This is a genomic window from Bradyrhizobium sp. CCH5-F6 (genome assembly GCF_001556045.1).
GTDB lineage: Bacteria > Pseudomonadota > Alphaproteobacteria > Rhizobiales > Xanthobacteraceae > Bradyrhizobium.
In genome coordinates, this window is sequence record NZ_LSIC01000028.1 from 38,350 (window position 1) to 54,522 (window position 16,173).

Sequence of the window (16,173 nt, forward strand, 5' to 3'; positions counted from 1 at the left end):
AACTCCCCTCTGGACAAGGACTGGATCTAAAGCGTTGCGGGAAAGGCGTTGGCGAGTGACGGGGCGAGCGGCGCAAGACGCACCGCAGCGCCGCTCTCCAGCGCGTGCGTCTCGCCGATGCGCGCCTGCGAGACCTTGACGCCGGAGCCATCGGCAGTTGTGACTTCGTGCACGACGGTGGCCCCGAGCGGCAGCGACATGCCGACCACGCCGGCAAAGCCGGACTCGTCGCCGACGAATTGCAGATGCTCGGGGCGGATGCAGACCGTGACGCGGCCGCCCTCGGCGAGAGTGCCGCCCGCCGGCCTTGCGATGATCTCTGCGCCGGCGTCGAGGCGCACCTTTGCCGCCGTGCGGTCCGCTGACACCACGATTCCCGGCATGCGGTTGGTGGAGCCGACAAAGGTGTTCACGAACAATGTCTGCGGCCGGTCGTAGACGTCGGACGGCGTACCGAACTGTTCGAGCTTGCCGTGGCTCAGCACGGCGACGCGGTCGGCCATCGACAGCGCCTCTTCCTGATCGTGGGTCACGATCAGCGTGGTGATGCCGGAGACCCGCTGCAGCCGTTTGATCTCGATCTGCATGTCGAGCCGCAGATTCTTGTCGAGCGCGGCGAAGGGCTCGTCGAGCAGCAGGATCGACGGCTTGATCGCGAGCGCGCGGGCCAGCGCCACGCGCTGCTGCTGGCCGCCTGAGAGCTGCCGCGGCAGCCGCTCGGACATGGTCGGCAGCTGCACCAGCTCCAGGAGGCGCTGCGCCTCGCGCTGGCGCGTCCCCTTGTCGATGCCGCGGGCCGCGAGGCCGTAGGCGACATTCTCGCTGATCGAAAGATGCGGAAACAGTGCGTAGTTCTGGAACACGATGCCGACGGCGCGGCGGTTCGGGGGCAGCGCATCGACGATGTCGTCGCCGATGATGATGCGTCCCTGCGTCTGCGCGATGAAGCCGGCGATGATGCGCAGCAGGGTCGTCTTGCCGCAGCCGGACGGGCCGAGCAGGGCGATGATCTCGCCGCCCTTGATGTCGAGATTGATGTTCTCGACCGCAAGCGCGCCATTCGGATACCGGTGGGTGACCGCGTCGACGACGAGCGATCGGCCGCCTTGCGTTTCAGCCATGGTGTTGCCTCCCGTTGCCCCAAAGGAGAAAGCAAGTCTCGTGCCCGCGCCTGTCGCTTTTCGGCGCGCGCTCAGGCATGGTGGCCCGATGACATCGGATCGATCGGTTTGCGACCTCACTGCCAAGGAGCTTGCGCGCGCGATTGCGAGGCGCGAGCTGTCCTCGCGTGAGGCGGTTGAAGCGCATCTTGCGCGGATTGCGAGTCTCGAGGGTCAATTGGCGGCGTTCGTGACGGTCGATGCGGACGGTGCTCGCCGCGCCGCGCAGATTTGCGATGCGGCATCGGCGCCGCTCGGTCCGCTGCACGGCGTGCCTATCGGGATCAAAGACCTCACCGACACCGGCGGGCTCAAGACGACTTATGGATCGGTGCTGTTTCGCGATCACGTTCCGGCCGAGGACGATCTCGTGGTAACGCGGCTGCGCCGCGCCGGCGCGATCATTCTGGGAAAGACCAACACGCCGGAATTCGGCTTCGGGGCGGTCTGCAGCAACCGATTGCGCGGGCCGACGCGCAATCCCTTCGATACCGCGCTGACCTCCGGCGGATCGTCCGGCGGCTCCGCCGTCGCGGTCGCGGCCGGCATGGTGCCGCTGGCGCACGGCACCGATTTCGGCGGCTCCGTACGCACGCCCGCAAGCTTCTGCGACGTCGCATCGATCCGGCCGACGCCCGGCCGCATTCCGTCGCCGCGCCGTCCACTCGGCTGGGACATGCTCGCCACTCACGGTTTGCTGGCCCGCGGTGTCGATGACCTCGCGCTTGCGCTGTCGGTGTGCGAGGGAAGCGATTTGCGTGATCCCGTATCGATCGGCCTCGGCAGCGACGACCGGTCGATCGCGGGACGTCCCCGGATCGCCGTCACACCCGACTTCGGTGTTGCACCGGTCGCACGCGACGTTCGCGTGCGTTTCAGCACAGCGTGCGAGGCGCTGGCCCGCGTTGCCGAAATCGTGCGGTCCTCGCCCGATTGTAGCGGCGCGATCGAAACATTCCGCACGCTGCGAGCTGCGCATATCGCCAACAGTTATGGCGAGTTGCTGAGGGCCCGGCGCGCGGAGCTCACTCCGACGGTGATCTGGAATATCGAGGCCGGCGCGAATCTGTCCGCGGAGGGCTACCTGAACGCCGAACGGCGTCGCACCGTCATCTACCGCAGCTTTCGTGAGCTTTTCACCCGCGCCGATTTCCTGGTCGTGCCTGCGGCGTCGGTGTTTCCCTGGCCGAACGAGATCAGCGATGTCACCGCAATCGACGGGGTCGCCCTGGAGACACCGATCGACTATCTCGCGGTCACCTTCATCGTGTCGCTGGTCGGCTTTCCCGTCCTGACCGTGCCGGTACGACGAGAACCGAACGAATTGCCCTTCGGCATTCAGGTCATCGCGGCGCCCGGAGGCGAATCCCGGTTGTTTGCCTTCGGCCGTGTACTCGAGAACGAATTGGGTTTTTCGCATCGGCGGCCGCCTTTCTGATCAGCTGTCGCGATGCTCGAGCCGGGCAGCGAGCGCATCGGCAAGACCCGTGGTCGGCTTGGCGGCGGGCCGCCGGAACGTGCCCGCCCTTGCCTTGCGCAACCGCAGTGCATGGAGCGCTTCGGCTTGCTTCACCGACGCGACGACCTGATCGACTACGGGAACGGGGATCCGGTCCGCGACGCGCTCGGCGAGGCCGGAGAGCGGCGCCCCGGCAAAGATCAGCACATCAGCCTCGTCCTCGGCGATGGCGCGCTGGGCGAGCTCGACCAGCACGTCCTCCTTCTCGGTGCCGACCTCGGAGATCGCCTGAAACGGCGTATCGAGCATGCGGATGCCGGCGCAACGCTCCCACAATCCATGGGCGCGAACGCACTCCTCGTACCAGGGCCCGAGCGCCTGGGCGAAGGTGACGATGGCAAAGCGGCGACCGGCCATGCAGGCCGTCAGCATCGCCGCTTCCGCCATGCCGACCACGGGAATGTCGAAGGTCTCGCGCGCGGCGAACAGCCCGGGATCGCCGAAGGCGGCGATGATCGCGGCGTCGACCGCCGTGTGCTGCTCGGCGAGCATCTCCAGCGCAATGGCCCCGCCGATCTGCGCCTCGGTGCGCGTCGCGATATAGGGCACGCCGCGGGTCGCGGTGCAGGGGATCAGCTCCGTCCCGGGGGAAGCCGCGCGCTGCCCGACACCCATCATCAGGTGCGTGACTTCTTTGCTGGTATTCGGGTTGAGCAGCAGGAGCTTCATGTTTATGCCGCTGTCCGCTTGGCCTGAGAGGCGGCGAGGACTTCGAGCAGCGCCGTGCCGGTGCGTGCGACATGCGCGCCGAGCAGGCGGCCGGCTGCTTCGCCGTCGCGCGCTTCGAGGGCGGCCAGGATATCGGCGTGCTCGTCGACCGAATTGCTCCAGCGGCGATCGGCGCCGAGCGCGAGAAAACGCGCGCGCTCGGCGCGGGATATCAACGTCTCGTGCGCCTCGCGCAGCGGCGTATTGCGGGCCATGCGGACGATGGTGTTGTGGATCTCGCCGTTGATGGCGAAGTAATCGTCGAGCTTGCCGGTGCGGTGATGACCTTCCATCCGGGTCTGAAGCGTGCGCAGGCGCGCCAGATCGCGCTCGGTGGCACGCTCCGCGGCGAGCTCGGCGGCAAGCCGCTCGATGCCGGCGAGGGCCTCGAACAATTCCGAGATGCCGTCGACCGCGATGTCGGCGATGCGCGGGCTGCGGTTGGGGCGAAGCTCGATCAATCCTTCGGCTGCCAGCACCTTCATGGCCTCGCGCAAGGGGGTGCGCGACACGCCGAGCTCCTTCGACAGCCGGGTCTCCTGGGTCTGTGAGCCCGGCGGCAGCTCGCCGCGAATGATCATCGTCCGCATCCGCGCGGCGGCGCGTTCATGCAGGCCCATCCGCTTGAGTTTGGGCGACTTTCGTCCCTTCGGCGCATCCGATTTCTGCTGCACGCGTGCCTCACTGCTTCCGCTCATCCTAGCCGCTTCCCGGCTGCTATTGCTGCCCAAAATATCGACCTATCTCGCTGAAAACAATGGCATACAGCGCAAATTGTATGCAGCATGCAAAAACCGGATTGCGCTGCGGCGAAGAGCGGCGGATGATTGCTGCCGACGCGCGGGATCCCGCGCCTTCGAAACGGAGTAAGCGATGCGGACGGGTTTGCGACTGGGCCTCGTGATGATGGCGGCGGTGCTTGGCGGAAGCGGGATCGCCTCCGCGCAGACCGCGAAGATCAAGCTCGGCTACGCCAAATGCGCACACTGCCTGCCGATGTCGCTAATCCCGGGCATGGCGAAGGGCGTCGAGGTCGAGGCCACCGGCTTCAACTCGGGCAACGACGTGCTCACCGCGCTGATCTCGAAGAGTATCGACGTCGCGCAGGTCACCTACCTCCACTACATCACCGCGCTGGACAAAGGTTTTGACGTCGTCGCCGTATCGGGCCAGATCAACGGTGGCTCGGAATGTCTGTCCTCCGCGAAGCTGAACTTGCCGCCTGAGGACTGGGCCGCGTTCAAGGCGACCGTTGCGAAGGCGAAAAGCGACGGGCAGCCGCTGAAGGTCGCGGCCTCCCGCGGCAACGCGCAGGACATCCATATGCGCGGCGCGTTCCTCAAGCAGGGCGTCGATCCCAACAAGGACATCCAGTTCATCAACATCCCCAATCCGTCCGACCATCTCGCGGCGCTCCAGCGCGGCGAGGTCGACATGATCTGTTCGGTCGAGCCGTTCGCCTCGCAGATCCGGCTCGCCGGTGCCGGCAAGCACTTCGTGCTGCCGTATGAACAGGCCGCAGGCAATCTGACCAACCTGATCGTCACCCGTTCCGACGTGATCGCGAGCCAGCGCGCCGGCGTACAGGGCGTCGTCGCCGCCGTGGTCGAACTCGACAACAAGCTGATCGCCGACAAGGGACCGTGGATCGAGGTCATCAACAAGCTCACCGGGCTCGACAAGACGGTGGCGACCGAGGCGCTCAAGAATGCTTCGCCCGATCCTGCGATCCATCGGTCGCAGACCCTGGCGATCGCGGCGATGATGCGCGACCTCAAGTACATCTCCAAGGACGTCTCCGCGGAAGCGGAGAAGAACATGGACTATTCGTTCCTGGAGAAGGCCACGGGAAAGGCCAAGAATGACCTCGGTTACTGATGTCTCGCCCGCCAGGCCGGCGTTTCGGCTGACGCGGGCGTTCCACGGGCTCGAACGCCTCGTCGTGCCTGCGCTGCTGATCGCGGGCTGGGAGGCCTTTGCGCGCAGCGGCATGCTGCCGCCCGCGCTGCTGCCAGCGCCGAGCGCGGTGCTGCATGCGCTCGGCGACTGGGTGTTCGGCTTCGACGAGACCACGCAGACCTACTCTGGCCATTGGTTGCGTGATGCGCTCGCCAGCGCCCTCCGCGTCTTTGGCGGCTTTGCATTGGCAAGCCTGCTCGGCATCCTTGCCGGGGTCGCGATCGGCTGGTCCCGGCTGTTCGAGAAGACGCTGGAGCCGACGCTGCAGATGTTGCGTCCGATCCCGCCCGTGTCCTGGATTCCGCTCGCGATCATCTGGTTTGGGATCGCCGACAAGCCGGCGATCTTCCTGGTCTTCCTCGGCGCATTCTTTCCGGTGCTCATGAACAGCATTCATGGCGTCAAGACCGTGGACCACAATCTCGTGCGGGCAGGCGCGATGATGGGCGCGAACGGACGGCAGATGCTGACCGACATCGTGCTGCCGGCGGCGTTGCCCTCGATCTTCGCAGGCCTGCGCATCGCGGTCGGCTCGGCCTGGATGCTGACGGTCACGGCCGAGATGGTCGCGGTGAAGAGCGGCCTCGGCTATGCGCTCTGGGATTCCTATTACTTCCTGCGTTACGACATCGTGTTAGCTGCGATGATATCGATCGGGCTGCTCGGCTATCTCTCCGACCTCGGCCTCAAGGCGATCATGGCGCGCACGCTGCGCTGGCAGCAGACAACCACCGTGCAGGGCAGGGCGGGCTGATGGCGGCAATCGAGCTTCGCAACATCGTCAAGGTGTTCTCCGACAAGCGGCGCGGCCGCGACCTGCTGACGCTGGACAACATCAATCTGGACATCGAGGCCAATGATTTCGTCTGCCTGCTCGGCCCGTCGGGCTGCGGCAAGTCGACCCTCCTCAACATCATCGCCGGCTTCGAGCAGGCGACGTCCGGGCGTACGCTAGTTGACGGCAAGCAGGTGGAGCGGCCCGGTTCTGACCGTGGCGTGGTGTTCCAGCAGCCGACGCTGATGCCGTGGCTGACGGCGATCGACAACATTGCCTTCCATCTCAAGCTCAAGGGCGTCGCCAAGGCCGAGCGGCACCACCGCGCCATGGAGTTCATCGACCTCGTCGGCTTGCGCGGCTTCGAGCATCATCATCCCTCCGAAATGTCGGGCGGCATGAATCAGCGCGTCGGCATCGCCCGCGCACTGTTGATGAACCCGAGCGTCATCCTGATGGACGAGCCGTTCGCGGCGCTGGACGCCCAGACCAAGCTCGAAATGCAGGAGGAGCTGGTCGCGATCTGGCAGAAGCGCCGCTGCACCATCGTGTTCGTCACCCACAGTGTCGACGAGGCGCTGGTGCTCGGTAACAAGATCGTGGTGATGACCAGGCGGCCGGGCCGGATCCGGGAGGCCGTCAATTTCGACCTGCCGCGCCCGCGCGATATCACCAGCCCCGAGTTCAACGACGCAAAGCGCCACATCTTGTCCCTGATCCGCGAGGAGTCGACGCGCCTTGCGCAGGCGTCGTAAGGTCTCGGCATGCGCAAGCGTCTCGGCATGATCACGCCGTCCTCCAATTCGGTGCTCGAGCCCGTCACCAGCGCCATGCTGGCCGACGCTCCCGGCGTCACGGCGCATTTCTCGCGCTTCCGCGTTACGGAGATTGCACTCGACGCGGCTGCGTTGAGTCAGTTCGATGCCTCGGCAATGCTGCCCGCAGCGGATCTGCTGGCCGACGCCAAGGTCGACTCGATCGCCTGGAACGGCACCTCGGCGAGCTGGCTGGGCATCGGCCGCGACCGAAGCCTTTGTGAGGCGATCACGGCGCGCACAGGCGCGCCGGCGACGACGTCGACGCTGGCTTGCATCGATGCCGCCCGTGCGATCGGCGCCCAACGCGTCGGACTGGTCTCGCCCTATACGGACGACGTTCAACGGCGCATCGCGGACGTCTGGGCCGGGGAGGGAGTCGCGCCGCATGCCGAGCGGCATCTCGGGCTGCGCGACAATTTTTCCTTTGGCGAGGTCGCACCTGCGACGATCGCCGAGATGATCCGGGCCGTGGCGGCGGAGGGTGCCGAGGCCATCGTCATCCTCTGCACCAACCTCGACGGCGCGGCGCTGACGGCCGCGCTGGAGCAGGAGCTGGACATCGCCGTGCTCGACTCGGTCGCGGTGACGCTTTGGCGGTCCCTCGGGCTCGCCGGCGGCGACATCAGGACCCTTGCGCAATGGGGGCGGATCTTCCAGACAATGCCAGCCATCAAGTGACGGAGGCCTCAGTGACGCAGCTCGATCTCGCCATTCGCGGCGGCACCATCGTGACGGCCAGCGACGAGTTTCGCGCCGATATCGGCATCCGCGACGGCCGTATCGTCAGCATTGCTGACAGCATCGAGGGCGCGGCACGCGAGATCGATGCGACGGGATTGCTCGCGCTGCCGGGCGGGATCGACAGCCACGTTCACATCTCGCAGCCCTCGGGCCCCGACGTGGTGATGGCCGACGACTTCGCCTCGGCGACGCGCGCGGCTGCTGCCGGCGGCAACACCATGGTGCTGCCCTTCGCGCTTCAGGAGAAGGGCACCTCCCTGCGCACCTGCGTCGAGAACTACCGCAAGCTTGCCGAGGGCGAATGCTACATCGACACGGCGTTCCATCTCATCATTTCCGATCCGACGGCGGTCGTGCTCGGACAGGAGCTGCCGGCTCTCGTCAAGGACGGCTACACCTCCTTCAAGGTGTTCATGACCTATGACGACCTCGTGCTCAGCGACAAGCAGCTGCTCGAGGTCTTCGACGTTGCGCGCCGTGAGGAGGCGCTGGTGATGGTCCATTGTGAGGGCTACGATGCCATCCGCTTCCTTACCAGCAAGCTCGAACGTGAAGGCCATATCGCGCCCTATTATCACGGCACCTCGCGGCCCCAGGCCGTGGAGCGCGAGGCGACGCACCGAGCCATCAGCCATGCCGAGGTGATCGGCGTTCCCATCATGATCGTGCACGTCTCCGGACGCGAGGCGATGGAGCAGGTGCGCTGGGCCCAGCAGCGCGGCTTGCCTGTGCATGCCGAGACCTGCCCGCAATACATCACGCTGACGGCCGACGACATGAAGGGCCTGAACATGGACATATCAGGCGCGAAATATGTCTGCTCGCCGCCGCCGCGCGATGTCGAGAGCCAGCAGGCGATCTGGGAGGGCATCACATCAGGCGTGTTCCAGACCTTCTCGTCCGATCATTGCCCGTTCCGCTACGACGATCCGAAGGGCAAGCTGACGCCGAATTCCCGAACCTCGTTCCGCTGGGTGCCGAATGGCATCCCCGGCGTCGAGACGCGGCTCCCGATCCTGTTCTCCGAAGGCGTCTCGAAGGGACGCATCACCCTGCAAAAGTTCGTCGAGCTGACCGCGACCAACCACGCGCGGATCTATGGTCTCTATCCGCGCAAGGGCTCGATCGGCGTCGGCTTTGATGCCGACATCGTTCTTTGGGATCCCAAATTGAAGAAGCCCATCCGGCAGGCCGATCTGCATCACGGGTCAGACTACACGCCATGGGAAGGCTTCGAGGTCACGGGATGGCCGGTGACGACCATCGCCCGCGGCCAAGTGGTCTATAACCAGGGTCGGATCGTCGGCGCCAAGGGGGCAGGCAATGTGCTGAGCCGGGGCAAGTCGAGCCTGATCTGATCCAGCTCGATGCGCGGCCAAAGCGGGCCTCTAGAAAGTCGCGGCCATGGCAGCGAGGCGTTGATGGGCCCTTTCACGGGCAGCATCGATCGGCTGTTGCGGTCCGGTGGTTGGACCGATCAGCACGAAGCGGACATTGGTGACTCCGATGAAACGCAGGATTTCCCGTAGGTAAGGCGTTGCCATGTCGGTGCGACCGCGGTTCATTCCGGTGGCAAAATCGCTGCCGCTGGCGAGGATCACCAGTGTCGGCCGATCCTCCAGCAGCGGGAGATAGCCCTGTGATGGATCGAACCGAAAGGTGAGCCCCGGCTGCACGATGATGTCGAACCATTGCTTGAGCTTGTATGGAATACTGAAGTTCCACATCGGGGTCGAGATCAGGACTCGATCGGCGAGCGAAAAGCGCAGCGCCATTCGCTCGGCCTCGGCAAAGCTGTCGCGTTGGATGTCGTTGAAAGCCTGAGCCTTCATGCGTGCATATTTGGCCTCGACGATGGGGCCTGTGAATTCCGGCATGCGCTCGCGCCAGATGTCCACGACGTCGACGTCCCAATCCGGCCGAGCCTGGCGGAATCCGTCGATAAAGACGCGCGCGCCGGCATTCGATTCGGACTCGGCGCGAGGCGAGCAGGACAGATGCAGGAGCTTCGCCACAGTTCATCCCAGCGCTCTGATGACGGTGTCGGCCCTGGTCACGACCGCGACGTTCTGCATGGCAAAGTTGATCGAGGCATTGTGCCAGTCCGCATTCATGGTCGAGCAGCAATCCTCGGGCACGATCATGAAATAACCCTTGTCGGCGCCGGTCCGCGCGGTGTGCTCGACCGACATGTTGGTCCAGGCACCCGTGTTGATGATCATGTCGCGACCCGTCGCTTTCAGGATCGTCTCCAGCCGCGTGCCTTCCCAGGCACTCATGCGCATCTTCTCGACGACGAAATCGCCTGGACGCGGCTCGAGCCCGGATACCGGCGCCGCGCCCCAGCTTCCGCGAACCATCGCCTTGCTGTCGACCAATCCCTCGAACAACGGCGCATTCAGCGTGACGCCGGGTGCGCCTGGCTCGACCACGAACCAGACATGGATGATGGCGACGCCGCGGGCGCGTGCTGCCTCAGCCAAGCGGCGCACATTCTCCACGACATGCTGTTGCTTTGCATGACCCGGCGCGCCTGACTCGGCGAACGCGCCGCCGTCCATGATGACATCGTTCTGGAGGTCCTGGATGATCATCGCGCAACGCTGCGGATCGAGCCGCATCTCGCCCTCCGCGAGAATGGGGGTCGCCGGTGAGGAGCTCGGAGTCGGGCCGCCGCCGCTGCGCCGGCCGCTCATATAGGGCTCATGCCGCGGGCCGACCTTGGTCGGGATCGCGTACACCGAATGAGTGGAGGTCAAATAAAGCGTGCGGAAGTCCGGACCGCCCCAAGCGAGGTTGGCGACGAGCTCGGGCAGGCGGACCTTGCCGAGCAGGTCGCCGCGCGGCGAATAGGCCCAGACCCCGCCAGGCGCTGTGACCCAGACGTTGCCGTGCTGGTCGCACTTCATACCATCGGGCAGACCGGGTTCGAGCTCGGACTTGATGCCACTCGCAAACACTCGCGCATTCGACAGCGAACCGTCGCTGTCGACGTCGAATACGCGGATCAGGGCTTGCACGGTGTCATTGACATACAGCAGCTTCTCGTCCGGCGAGAAACACAGTCCGTTGGGCTGATCGAACAGGCTTCGCTCGACCACGAGCTTCGGCTCGCCCCCGGGCACGAGGCGATAGACGCCCTGGAAGCCGAGCTGGCGCGGCCGCTCGACGCCATAGACGGGCATCCGGCCATACCAGGGGTCGGAGAAATAGATCGCGCCGGACGAATGGACGCAGACGTCGTTCGGGCTGTTGAGCTCCTGGCCCTGGAAGTGCGAGGCCAAAACCTCGCGTCGTCCGTCCGGGCGTTCGCGGACCAGCGACGACGTCGCGTGCTCGCAGACGATCAGATTGAGCTCGGCATCATAGGTCATGCCGTTGCACTTGTTCGAGGGACGCTTGACCTCGACGATTCCGCGACGCGCATCCCAGCGCCGACGCACGTCGCCCGGCATGTCCGAGAACAGGAGATAGTGATCGACCGGATGCCAGATCGGCCCTTCCGTGAAGTCGAAGCCGGTACCGACTTGCGCGACGGGCGCGTAAGGATCGATCAAAGTCTCGAATTCGGAGCGCAAGGTCACGTGCGTCATCGGCAGAACCTCAGTTTACCTCAGGCCGGAAACCAGTTGCGCGCGGGCAGGGACTGCACGATCGGTCCGGGGACCTGGTCATGCAGCCGCCCCACGACATGGCCGCCCTCGATCTTGGCGGGCCGGTCGTGGACGGGGAGCAGGTAGCGCGAATTGCTGAGCAGCTTCTTGATGGCTGCCTTCTCCGCGCGCTTGCTGGTGCCGTGATTGCCCGTGGTGCGCGGCTCCCAGTCGTGGATTTCGTGGAAAGGGGTGACGATCTGGTCGTTGAAATCGTAGATCACGTCGCCGCAGATGGTGGCGATGCCGTCGGCGGTGTGGACGATGATGTTCATCGAGCCTTCGGTGTGAGCGTTGGCGGCGTCGCAATAGACGCCGGGCATCAGCTCGATCGGACCGGTGATCTCGAGGTCGAGGAAGCGCAACGCGCTCTTGGTGTGCAGGCGGTCGATCAGGTGCTTGATGTCGGGCGCCGGATATTGCGGGTGCATGAGGCCGGAGACTGAATACTCGAGCTCCTTGCGATTGAGCACGACGGTCGTGTTCATCGGGAACAGATCGTCCTTGCCGGCGTGGTCGATGTGCAGATGGGTGTGGCAGACGAAGCGGACGTCGCCCATGCGCACGCCATGGCGCGCCAGCTGGTTCTCGATCATGTTCTCATGGTACTGCAGCCCCCGCATGCCGAGCGTTTCCATGATCTGGTTGGAGCGGTAGCCAGTGTCGACCACGACTGGATAGGGGCCGCCGAGGATCAGGAAACCGAGGGTGAGGACTCGGCGGGTGCGACCGCAGTCGCGTCCGAGCACCAGGAAACTCGATTCCAGCTCGATATCGCCGTAGTCCAGGATCTTGATCTCCAGCGCCATTCGTTGCCCTCCCTGTCCTGTTTCTTGTCTGTCACAGCCGATAAACGCGCGCCGCGGTGGCACTGAAGATCGCCTCCTGTTGCGCGGCACTGAGCGGCGCGGCGGCCGCGCGAAACGCGTCGACCAGCTCGCGATAGCTGGTCCAAAGCTTCTCGATCGGGAAGTTGGAGCCGAACAGGCAGCGCTCGGCGCCGAAGATCGCAACGGTGTCGGCGAGCACGGCGGCGATGTGCGCGGGATCGTTGCGATGGATGAAGGTGCCGAGACCTGAGAGCTTCGAGACCACGTTCGGACAGGCCGCAAGCCGGGCCATGCCGGCGCGCCAGGCGCCGCGGCCAGACGGTGAGAGGTCCTCCAGCATGCCGGCATGCTGGAGGATGAAGGTCACCTTGGGACAGGCGTCGGCCAGCTCCGCGGCCTCCGGCATCTGTGGCGTGAACACCTGCAGATCGAAGCTCCAGCCGTAATCGGCGAGACGCGCGACGTTGCGGCGAATGACGGGATCGGCGCAGAGATCGGGACGGGCCGCAAAGCGGTACAGCGGGTTCTCGTGCCAGTGCAGCTGCATGCGCACGCCGCGCACGAGCGGATAGCGTGTGAGGCGGTCGAGCTGCTGGCGCACATCGTCCACGGCGAAGTTGGCGTAGGCGACGATGGCGTGCGGCCAGCCGTGCTCGTCCGCAGTCTGCTGCACCCAGGCGGCCTCGTCCTCGAAACGGTCATTGGCCCAGTTGGTCTGGACGTACACGGAGCGGGTGACGCCGCTGCCCTTGAGGTCGTCGAGATATTCCTGGATCGAATAGTCGCGCCGGATCGGTTCGTAAGGGCCGAAGATGCGCGGCTGCATCGGGCCGGTCAGCCAGGGCAGGTCGGCCTGCCGCCAGATGTGATGATGGCCATCGACGATTTCGCTCACGCCGCTCTCCTTCGTCCCAATGCCAGAATATGCGCGACGATCGACGCGCTCGAGCCGCCATCCACGAGGTCATCGACGAAACGTTCGATGGCAATCAGGGCTTCCGTCTGCGGGCGGAAGGCCGGGCTTGTGGCCAGCGGCGTCAACCAGCTCACCCGCCAGGCCCGCCGCGACAATTTTGCGACGGCGTCGCGGAGTGCGTCGGGTTCGCCGCGTTCGAGCCCGTCGGAGACGATGATCACGGCGGCACCGCGCGCGTAGCCGCCGAAGCGCGGTACGGCGAGGAAAGCCTGCAGCGCATCGCCGATGCGGGTGCCGCCGTCCCAGTCGCTGACCAGATGTGCTGCCGCGTTCAACGCCTGCTCGCGACGCTTAAGCCGCAGCGGCCGGGTGACGCGGGTCAGCCGCGTGCCGAAGGTGAAAGCCTCGACATTGGGCGCGGCCTGCACCAGCGCATGCGCGAGCTTCATGTTTTCCTCGGTCCGGGTCTTCATCGAGCCGGACACGTCGATCAACAGCAATATCTTGCGTGGCCGCTGCCGCCGCTTCAGGTGACCGAGCCGTAGAATCTCGCCATCGCTGCGGATGCTGTCGCGTAAGGTGCGGCGCAGATCCGCGAAGGGGCCTCGGCGCGCCCGCATGCGGCGGTGGCCGCGCCGTTTCGGCAGGCGTCTTGACGCCTCACGCCCCAGCCGGCGCAGTACGTCGCTTGCGGAGGCGACTGCAAACCGGCGTTCGACCAGGGCCTCGGTTCGCGTCGCGGTGAGGCCCGACTCGCTGGCCTCGTCGGAGGACAGCGGCTCGTCGTCGCCGCGGCCTTCTTCCTGGAGACGGACGGTCTCGTCGTCCTCACCTTCGTCGCCGTGCGCGATCGCCTCGCTGCCGCGGAAATGAAGATCGAACAATCGGTCGAACGTCGTGCGCCGATCCGGCGGCGGGGCGAGCATCGCCAGGGCCGCCTGACGAATATCGTCGAGACTGCGAGGGCCAAGCAGCTCGATCGCGGCGAGGAACGCCGTGGTCTGTTCCGGCGCGACGGCAAAGCCGTTCGTGCGCAAAAGCGCGACGAAGGCGACGAACACGCGGGCGGCGCGCGGAAGCTGTTGCTCGACGTTCATGCCGTCGCCTCCGCGAGCATGGCGTCGAGCCGCGGTGAGATGAAATGCAGGTCCTCCTCGTCCTTCAGCGCAACGCCGATGGAGCGCTTGAATGCATCCGGCCAGCGGGCGCCGCCCTTGTGCAGCAGCGTCGCGGCCTCGGCCCAGTCGACGGCCTCGGCGATGCCGGGCGCCTTGCTCAACGGCTCACGTCGCAATTTCTCGACGGCTGCGACGACTGCGCGGGCCGTGGCCTCCGCAACGCTGGAAGCACGCATCATGATGATCCGTGCCTCGCGCTCCGCGGTCGGATAGTCGATCCAGTGATAGACGCAGCGGCGGCGCAAGGCTTCGTGCAGGTCACGCGTCCGGTTCGATGTCAACACCACCACGGGCCGTTCGGCGGCGCGCACCGTGCCGCGCTCGGGAATGGAGATCTGGAAATCGGACAGGAATTCGAGCAGGAAGGCTTCGAACTCCTGGTCCGCGCGGTCGATTTCGTCGATCAGGAGCACGGTGGAATCGGGCGCGCGTAGCACCGCCAGCATCGGCCGTTCGATCAGGAATGCCTCGCCATAGATGTCGATGCTCTCGTCGCCGGCCTGGCGGATGGCGAGCATCTGGCGCGGGTAGTTCCACTCGTAGAGCGCCGCAGAGGCGTCGATGCCCTCGTAGCATTGCAGGCGGATGAGGCGGCGGCCGAGCACGGCGGCGATCGCCTTGGCGGCCTCTGTCTTGCCGACACCGGGCGCGCCTTCTAGCAGCAGCGGCTTGCCGAGGGCAAGGCCGAGATAGGCCGCGGTCGCGAGTCCTTCGTCGGCGAGGTAATAGGCCGCGCGCAGCGCCTTCTCCAGCGCCTCCGGGCTGTCGATACCGACGATGTTGCTGCGAACCGCCACGGCCGATCCTCTAGCGCCGCGCCTGCGGCCGTGCGCCGCCTTGCGCCTTGATCGCGCGCAGCACCTTCTCGGGTGTGATCGGCAGATCGTCGATGCGCACGCCGACCGCATTGAAGATCGCATTCGCAACGGCCGGCAGAACCGGGTTGGCGCACATCTCGCCGGGCCCCTTGGCCCCGAACGGCCCGTCGGGAGCAGGGCGTTCCAGAACCGCGATGTCGTGCGGGCAGATGTCACCCGGGCCGGGCATGAGATATTCGACGAAGTCGCGGGGGCCGTGAGCCGGGTCCGGGTAATACGGTTCCGGGGTTTCGTAGAGCGCGTGACTGACACCCATCCAGGCGCCGCCGACGAGCTGCTGCTCGACGAGCCGCGGGTTGAGCGCGCGGCCGAGCTCATAGGCGGAGTCCATCCGCACCATCGCGACCTCGCCGGTTTCGTCATCCACCTCGACCTCGGCGACGAGGCAGGCATGCGCATAACAGGTTGCCGGCGACATCTCGCCGGTTTCCGGATCGACGTTGGAGAGCGGGACCAGGAAGATGCCGCGGCCGGAGATGGTCTTGCCCTGCTTGAACTGTGCGGCGATCGCGACGTCCTTGGTCGAGATCGAGCGATGCGGCGCGCCCTTGACGTGAATGTTGCCGCGCCCGTCGGTTTCGAGATCGGCGGCGTTGACTTCCAGCTCCTCGGCCGCGGCCTCCATCATCACGCCGCGCGCCTCGCGGGCAGCGGCCATCACCGCGTTGCCGACGCGGTGTGTGCCGCGCGAGGCGAACGAGCCCATGCAATGCGGGCCGGTGTCGGAATCCGCCGTGTCGACATAGACGTCCTCGACGGGCACGCCGAGCGTCTCGGCGCAGATCTGCCGCGTCACCGATTTCATGCCCTGGCCGAGATCGATCGATGACAGCGCCACCGTGAACTTGCCGCTGGGGTTGGAGTGAACCAGCGCCTGGCTCGGATCGCCGCCGAGATTCATGCCGATGGGATAGTTGATCGACGCCATGCCGCGTCCGCGATGCCGGGTCATGTCAACGTCTCCTTGTCCCGAACACGGACGAGAACCGGGTGGCGCCGTGGGACGGCGCGGCCGGGCGCGGCGGGGGAGGTGAGGGC

Annotated in this window: 16 protein-coding genes; 6 read left to right on the top strand and 10 right to left on the bottom strand. The window is 65.9% G+C overall.

The annotated features are described in order from the left end of the window. Positions 1-26 precede the first annotated feature (26 nt). Positions 27-1,121 (bottom strand): ABC transporter ATP-binding protein, encoded by a 1,095-nt coding sequence (locus AX729_RS05540; protein ID WP_061020902.1) that lies wholly within the window; start codon positions 1,119-1,121, stop codon positions 27-29. An 88-nt stretch (positions 1,122-1,209) separates the two neighbouring features. Between AX729_RS05540 and AX729_RS05545 the strand changes: the two genes are divergently transcribed. Continuing rightward, positions 1,210-2,598 carry an amidase gene (locus AX729_RS05545; RefSeq protein WP_061020903.1) on the top strand — a complete coding sequence of 463 codons (1,389 nt, stop codon included), beginning with the start codon at positions 1,210-1,212 and terminating at the stop codon, positions 2,596-2,598. Here the strand turns inward: AX729_RS05545 and AX729_RS05550 are convergent, their stop codons facing one another. Both AX729_RS05550 and AX729_RS05555 read right to left on the bottom strand, forming a co-directional pair. Continuing rightward, positions 2,599-3,348: an aspartate/glutamate racemase family protein gene (locus AX729_RS05550; protein WP_061020904.1), complete on the bottom strand. Its 750-nt coding sequence runs from the start codon at positions 3,346-3,348 to the stop codon at positions 2,599-2,601. A gap of 2 nt (positions 3,349-3,350) precedes the next feature. Further along, a complete protein-coding gene (locus tag AX729_RS05555; RefSeq protein WP_061020922.1) occupies positions 3,351-4,061 on the bottom strand; it encodes a GntR family transcriptional regulator in 711 nt (236 codons plus the stop codon). Between the two features lie 199 nt (positions 4,062-4,260). Between AX729_RS05555 and AX729_RS05560 the strand changes: the two genes are divergently transcribed. The 5 genes from AX729_RS05560 to hydA are packed head-to-tail and all read left to right on the top strand — an operon-like array spanning position 4,261 to position 9,038. Further along, positions 4,261-5,265: an ABC transporter substrate-binding protein gene (locus AX729_RS05560; RefSeq protein ID WP_061020905.1), complete on the top strand. Its 1,005-nt coding sequence runs from the start codon at positions 4,261-4,263 to the stop codon at positions 5,263-5,265. Beyond that, positions 5,249-6,100, top strand: coding sequence for an ABC transporter permease (locus AX729_RS05565; protein WP_061020906.1), 852 nt, complete (start codon positions 5,249-5,251; stop codon positions 6,098-6,100). Before AX729_RS05560 ends, AX729_RS05565 begins: the two co-directional genes overlap by 17 nt. Continuing rightward, a complete protein-coding gene (locus tag AX729_RS05570; protein WP_061020907.1) occupies positions 6,100-6,876 on the top strand; it encodes an ABC transporter ATP-binding protein in 777 nt (258 codons plus the stop codon). The genes AX729_RS05565 and AX729_RS05570 overlap by 1 nt, the downstream gene beginning before the upstream one ends. A 9-nt stretch (positions 6,877-6,885) precedes the next feature. Next, positions 6,886-7,617: a maleate cis-trans isomerase family protein gene (locus tag AX729_RS05575; protein WP_061020908.1), complete on the top strand. Its 732-nt coding sequence runs from the start codon at positions 6,886-6,888 to the stop codon at positions 7,615-7,617. After that, a complete protein-coding gene (hydA, locus tag AX729_RS05580; RefSeq protein WP_156456745.1) occupies positions 7,578-9,038 on the top strand; it encodes a dihydropyrimidinase in 1,461 nt (486 codons plus the stop codon). The genes AX729_RS05575 and hydA overlap by 40 nt, the downstream gene beginning before the upstream one ends. A gap of 30 nt (positions 9,039-9,068) precedes the next feature. Here hydA and AX729_RS05585 read toward each other — a convergent pair whose 3' ends face one another. From AX729_RS05585 to AX729_RS05615, 7 genes are read right to left on the bottom strand one after another with little or no spacing between them, the layout of a single operon-like run. Continuing rightward, a complete protein-coding gene (locus AX729_RS05585; protein ID WP_061020909.1) occupies positions 9,069-9,695 on the bottom strand; it encodes an FMN-dependent NADH-azoreductase in 627 nt (208 codons plus the stop codon). Positions 9,696-9,698: 3 nt separating this feature from the next. Next, positions 9,699-11,273, bottom strand: a complete 1,575-nt coding sequence (locus tag AX729_RS05590) for an isochorismatase family protein (protein WP_061020910.1) — start codon at positions 11,271-11,273, stop codon at positions 9,699-9,701. A 20-nt stretch (positions 11,274-11,293) separates the two neighbouring features. Further along, on the bottom strand, positions 11,294-12,142 hold the full coding sequence (locus AX729_RS05595) for an MBL fold metallo-hydrolase (RefSeq protein ID WP_061020911.1): 849 nt from the start codon (positions 12,140-12,142) through the stop codon (positions 11,294-11,296). A gap of 31 nt (positions 12,143-12,173) precedes the next feature. Further along, entirely contained in the window at positions 12,174-13,058 is an 885-nt protein-coding gene (locus tag AX729_RS05600) for an amidohydrolase family protein (protein ID WP_061020912.1), read from the bottom strand. Then, positions 13,055-14,176, bottom strand: a complete 1,122-nt coding sequence (locus AX729_RS05605) for a vWA domain-containing protein (protein WP_061020913.1) — start codon at positions 14,174-14,176, stop codon at positions 13,055-13,057. Before AX729_RS05605 ends, AX729_RS05600 begins: the two co-directional genes overlap by 4 nt. Beyond that, complete coding sequence (locus AX729_RS05610) at positions 14,173-15,054, bottom strand: AAA family ATPase (protein ID WP_061020914.1); 882 nt, start codon at positions 15,052-15,054, stop codon at positions 14,173-14,175. Before AX729_RS05610 ends, AX729_RS05605 begins: the two co-directional genes overlap by 4 nt. A 10-nt stretch (positions 15,055-15,064) precedes the next feature. Next, positions 15,065-16,087 (bottom strand): xanthine dehydrogenase family protein molybdopterin-binding subunit, encoded by a 1,023-nt coding sequence (locus AX729_RS05615; RefSeq protein WP_061020915.1) that lies wholly within the window; start codon positions 16,085-16,087, stop codon positions 15,065-15,067. Between the last annotated feature and the right edge of the window lie 86 nt (positions 16,088-16,173).

What these genes read in the sequence shown, in the direction of transcription:
- AX729_RS05540 (WP_061020902.1), bottom strand. Translation starts at nt 1,121, where the DNA reads ATGGCTGAAACGCAAGGCGGCCGATCGCTCGTCGTCGACGCGGTCACC.
- AX729_RS05545 (WP_061020903.1), top strand. Translation starts at nt 1,210, where the DNA reads ATGACATCGGATCGATCGGTTTGCGACCTCACTGCCAAGGAGCTTGCG.
- AX729_RS05550 (WP_061020904.1), bottom strand. Translation starts at nt 3,348, where the DNA reads ATGAAGCTCCTGCTGCTCAACCCGAATACCAGCAAAGAAGTCACGCAC.
- AX729_RS05560 (WP_061020905.1), top strand. Translation starts at nt 4,261, where the DNA reads ATGCGGACGGGTTTGCGACTGGGCCTCGTGATGATGGCGGCGGTGCTT.
- AX729_RS05565 (WP_061020906.1), top strand. Translation starts at nt 5,249, where the DNA reads ATGACCTCGGTTACTGATGTCTCGCCCGCCAGGCCGGCGTTTCGGCTG.
- AX729_RS05570 (WP_061020907.1), top strand. Translation starts at nt 6,100, where the DNA reads ATGGCGGCAATCGAGCTTCGCAACATCGTCAAGGTGTTCTCCGACAAG.
- AX729_RS05575 (WP_061020908.1), top strand. Translation starts at nt 6,886, where the DNA reads ATGCGCAAGCGTCTCGGCATGATCACGCCGTCCTCCAATTCGGTGCTC.
- hydA (WP_156456745.1), top strand. Translation starts at nt 7,578, where the DNA reads ATGGGGGCGGATCTTCCAGACAATGCCAGCCATCAAGTGACGGAGGCC.
- AX729_RS05590 (WP_061020910.1), bottom strand. Translation starts at nt 11,273, where the DNA reads ATGACGCACGTGACCTTGCGCTCCGAATTCGAGACTTTGATCGATCCT.
- AX729_RS05595 (WP_061020911.1), bottom strand. Translation starts at nt 12,142, where the DNA reads ATGGCGCTGGAGATCAAGATCCTGGACTACGGCGATATCGAGCTGGAA.
- AX729_RS05605 (WP_061020913.1), bottom strand. Translation starts at nt 14,176, where the DNA reads ATGAACGTCGAGCAACAGCTTCCGCGCGCCGCCCGCGTGTTCGTCGCC.
- AX729_RS05615 (WP_061020915.1), bottom strand. Translation starts at nt 16,087, where the DNA reads ATGACCCGGCATCGCGGACGCGGCATGGCGTCGATCAACTATCCCATC.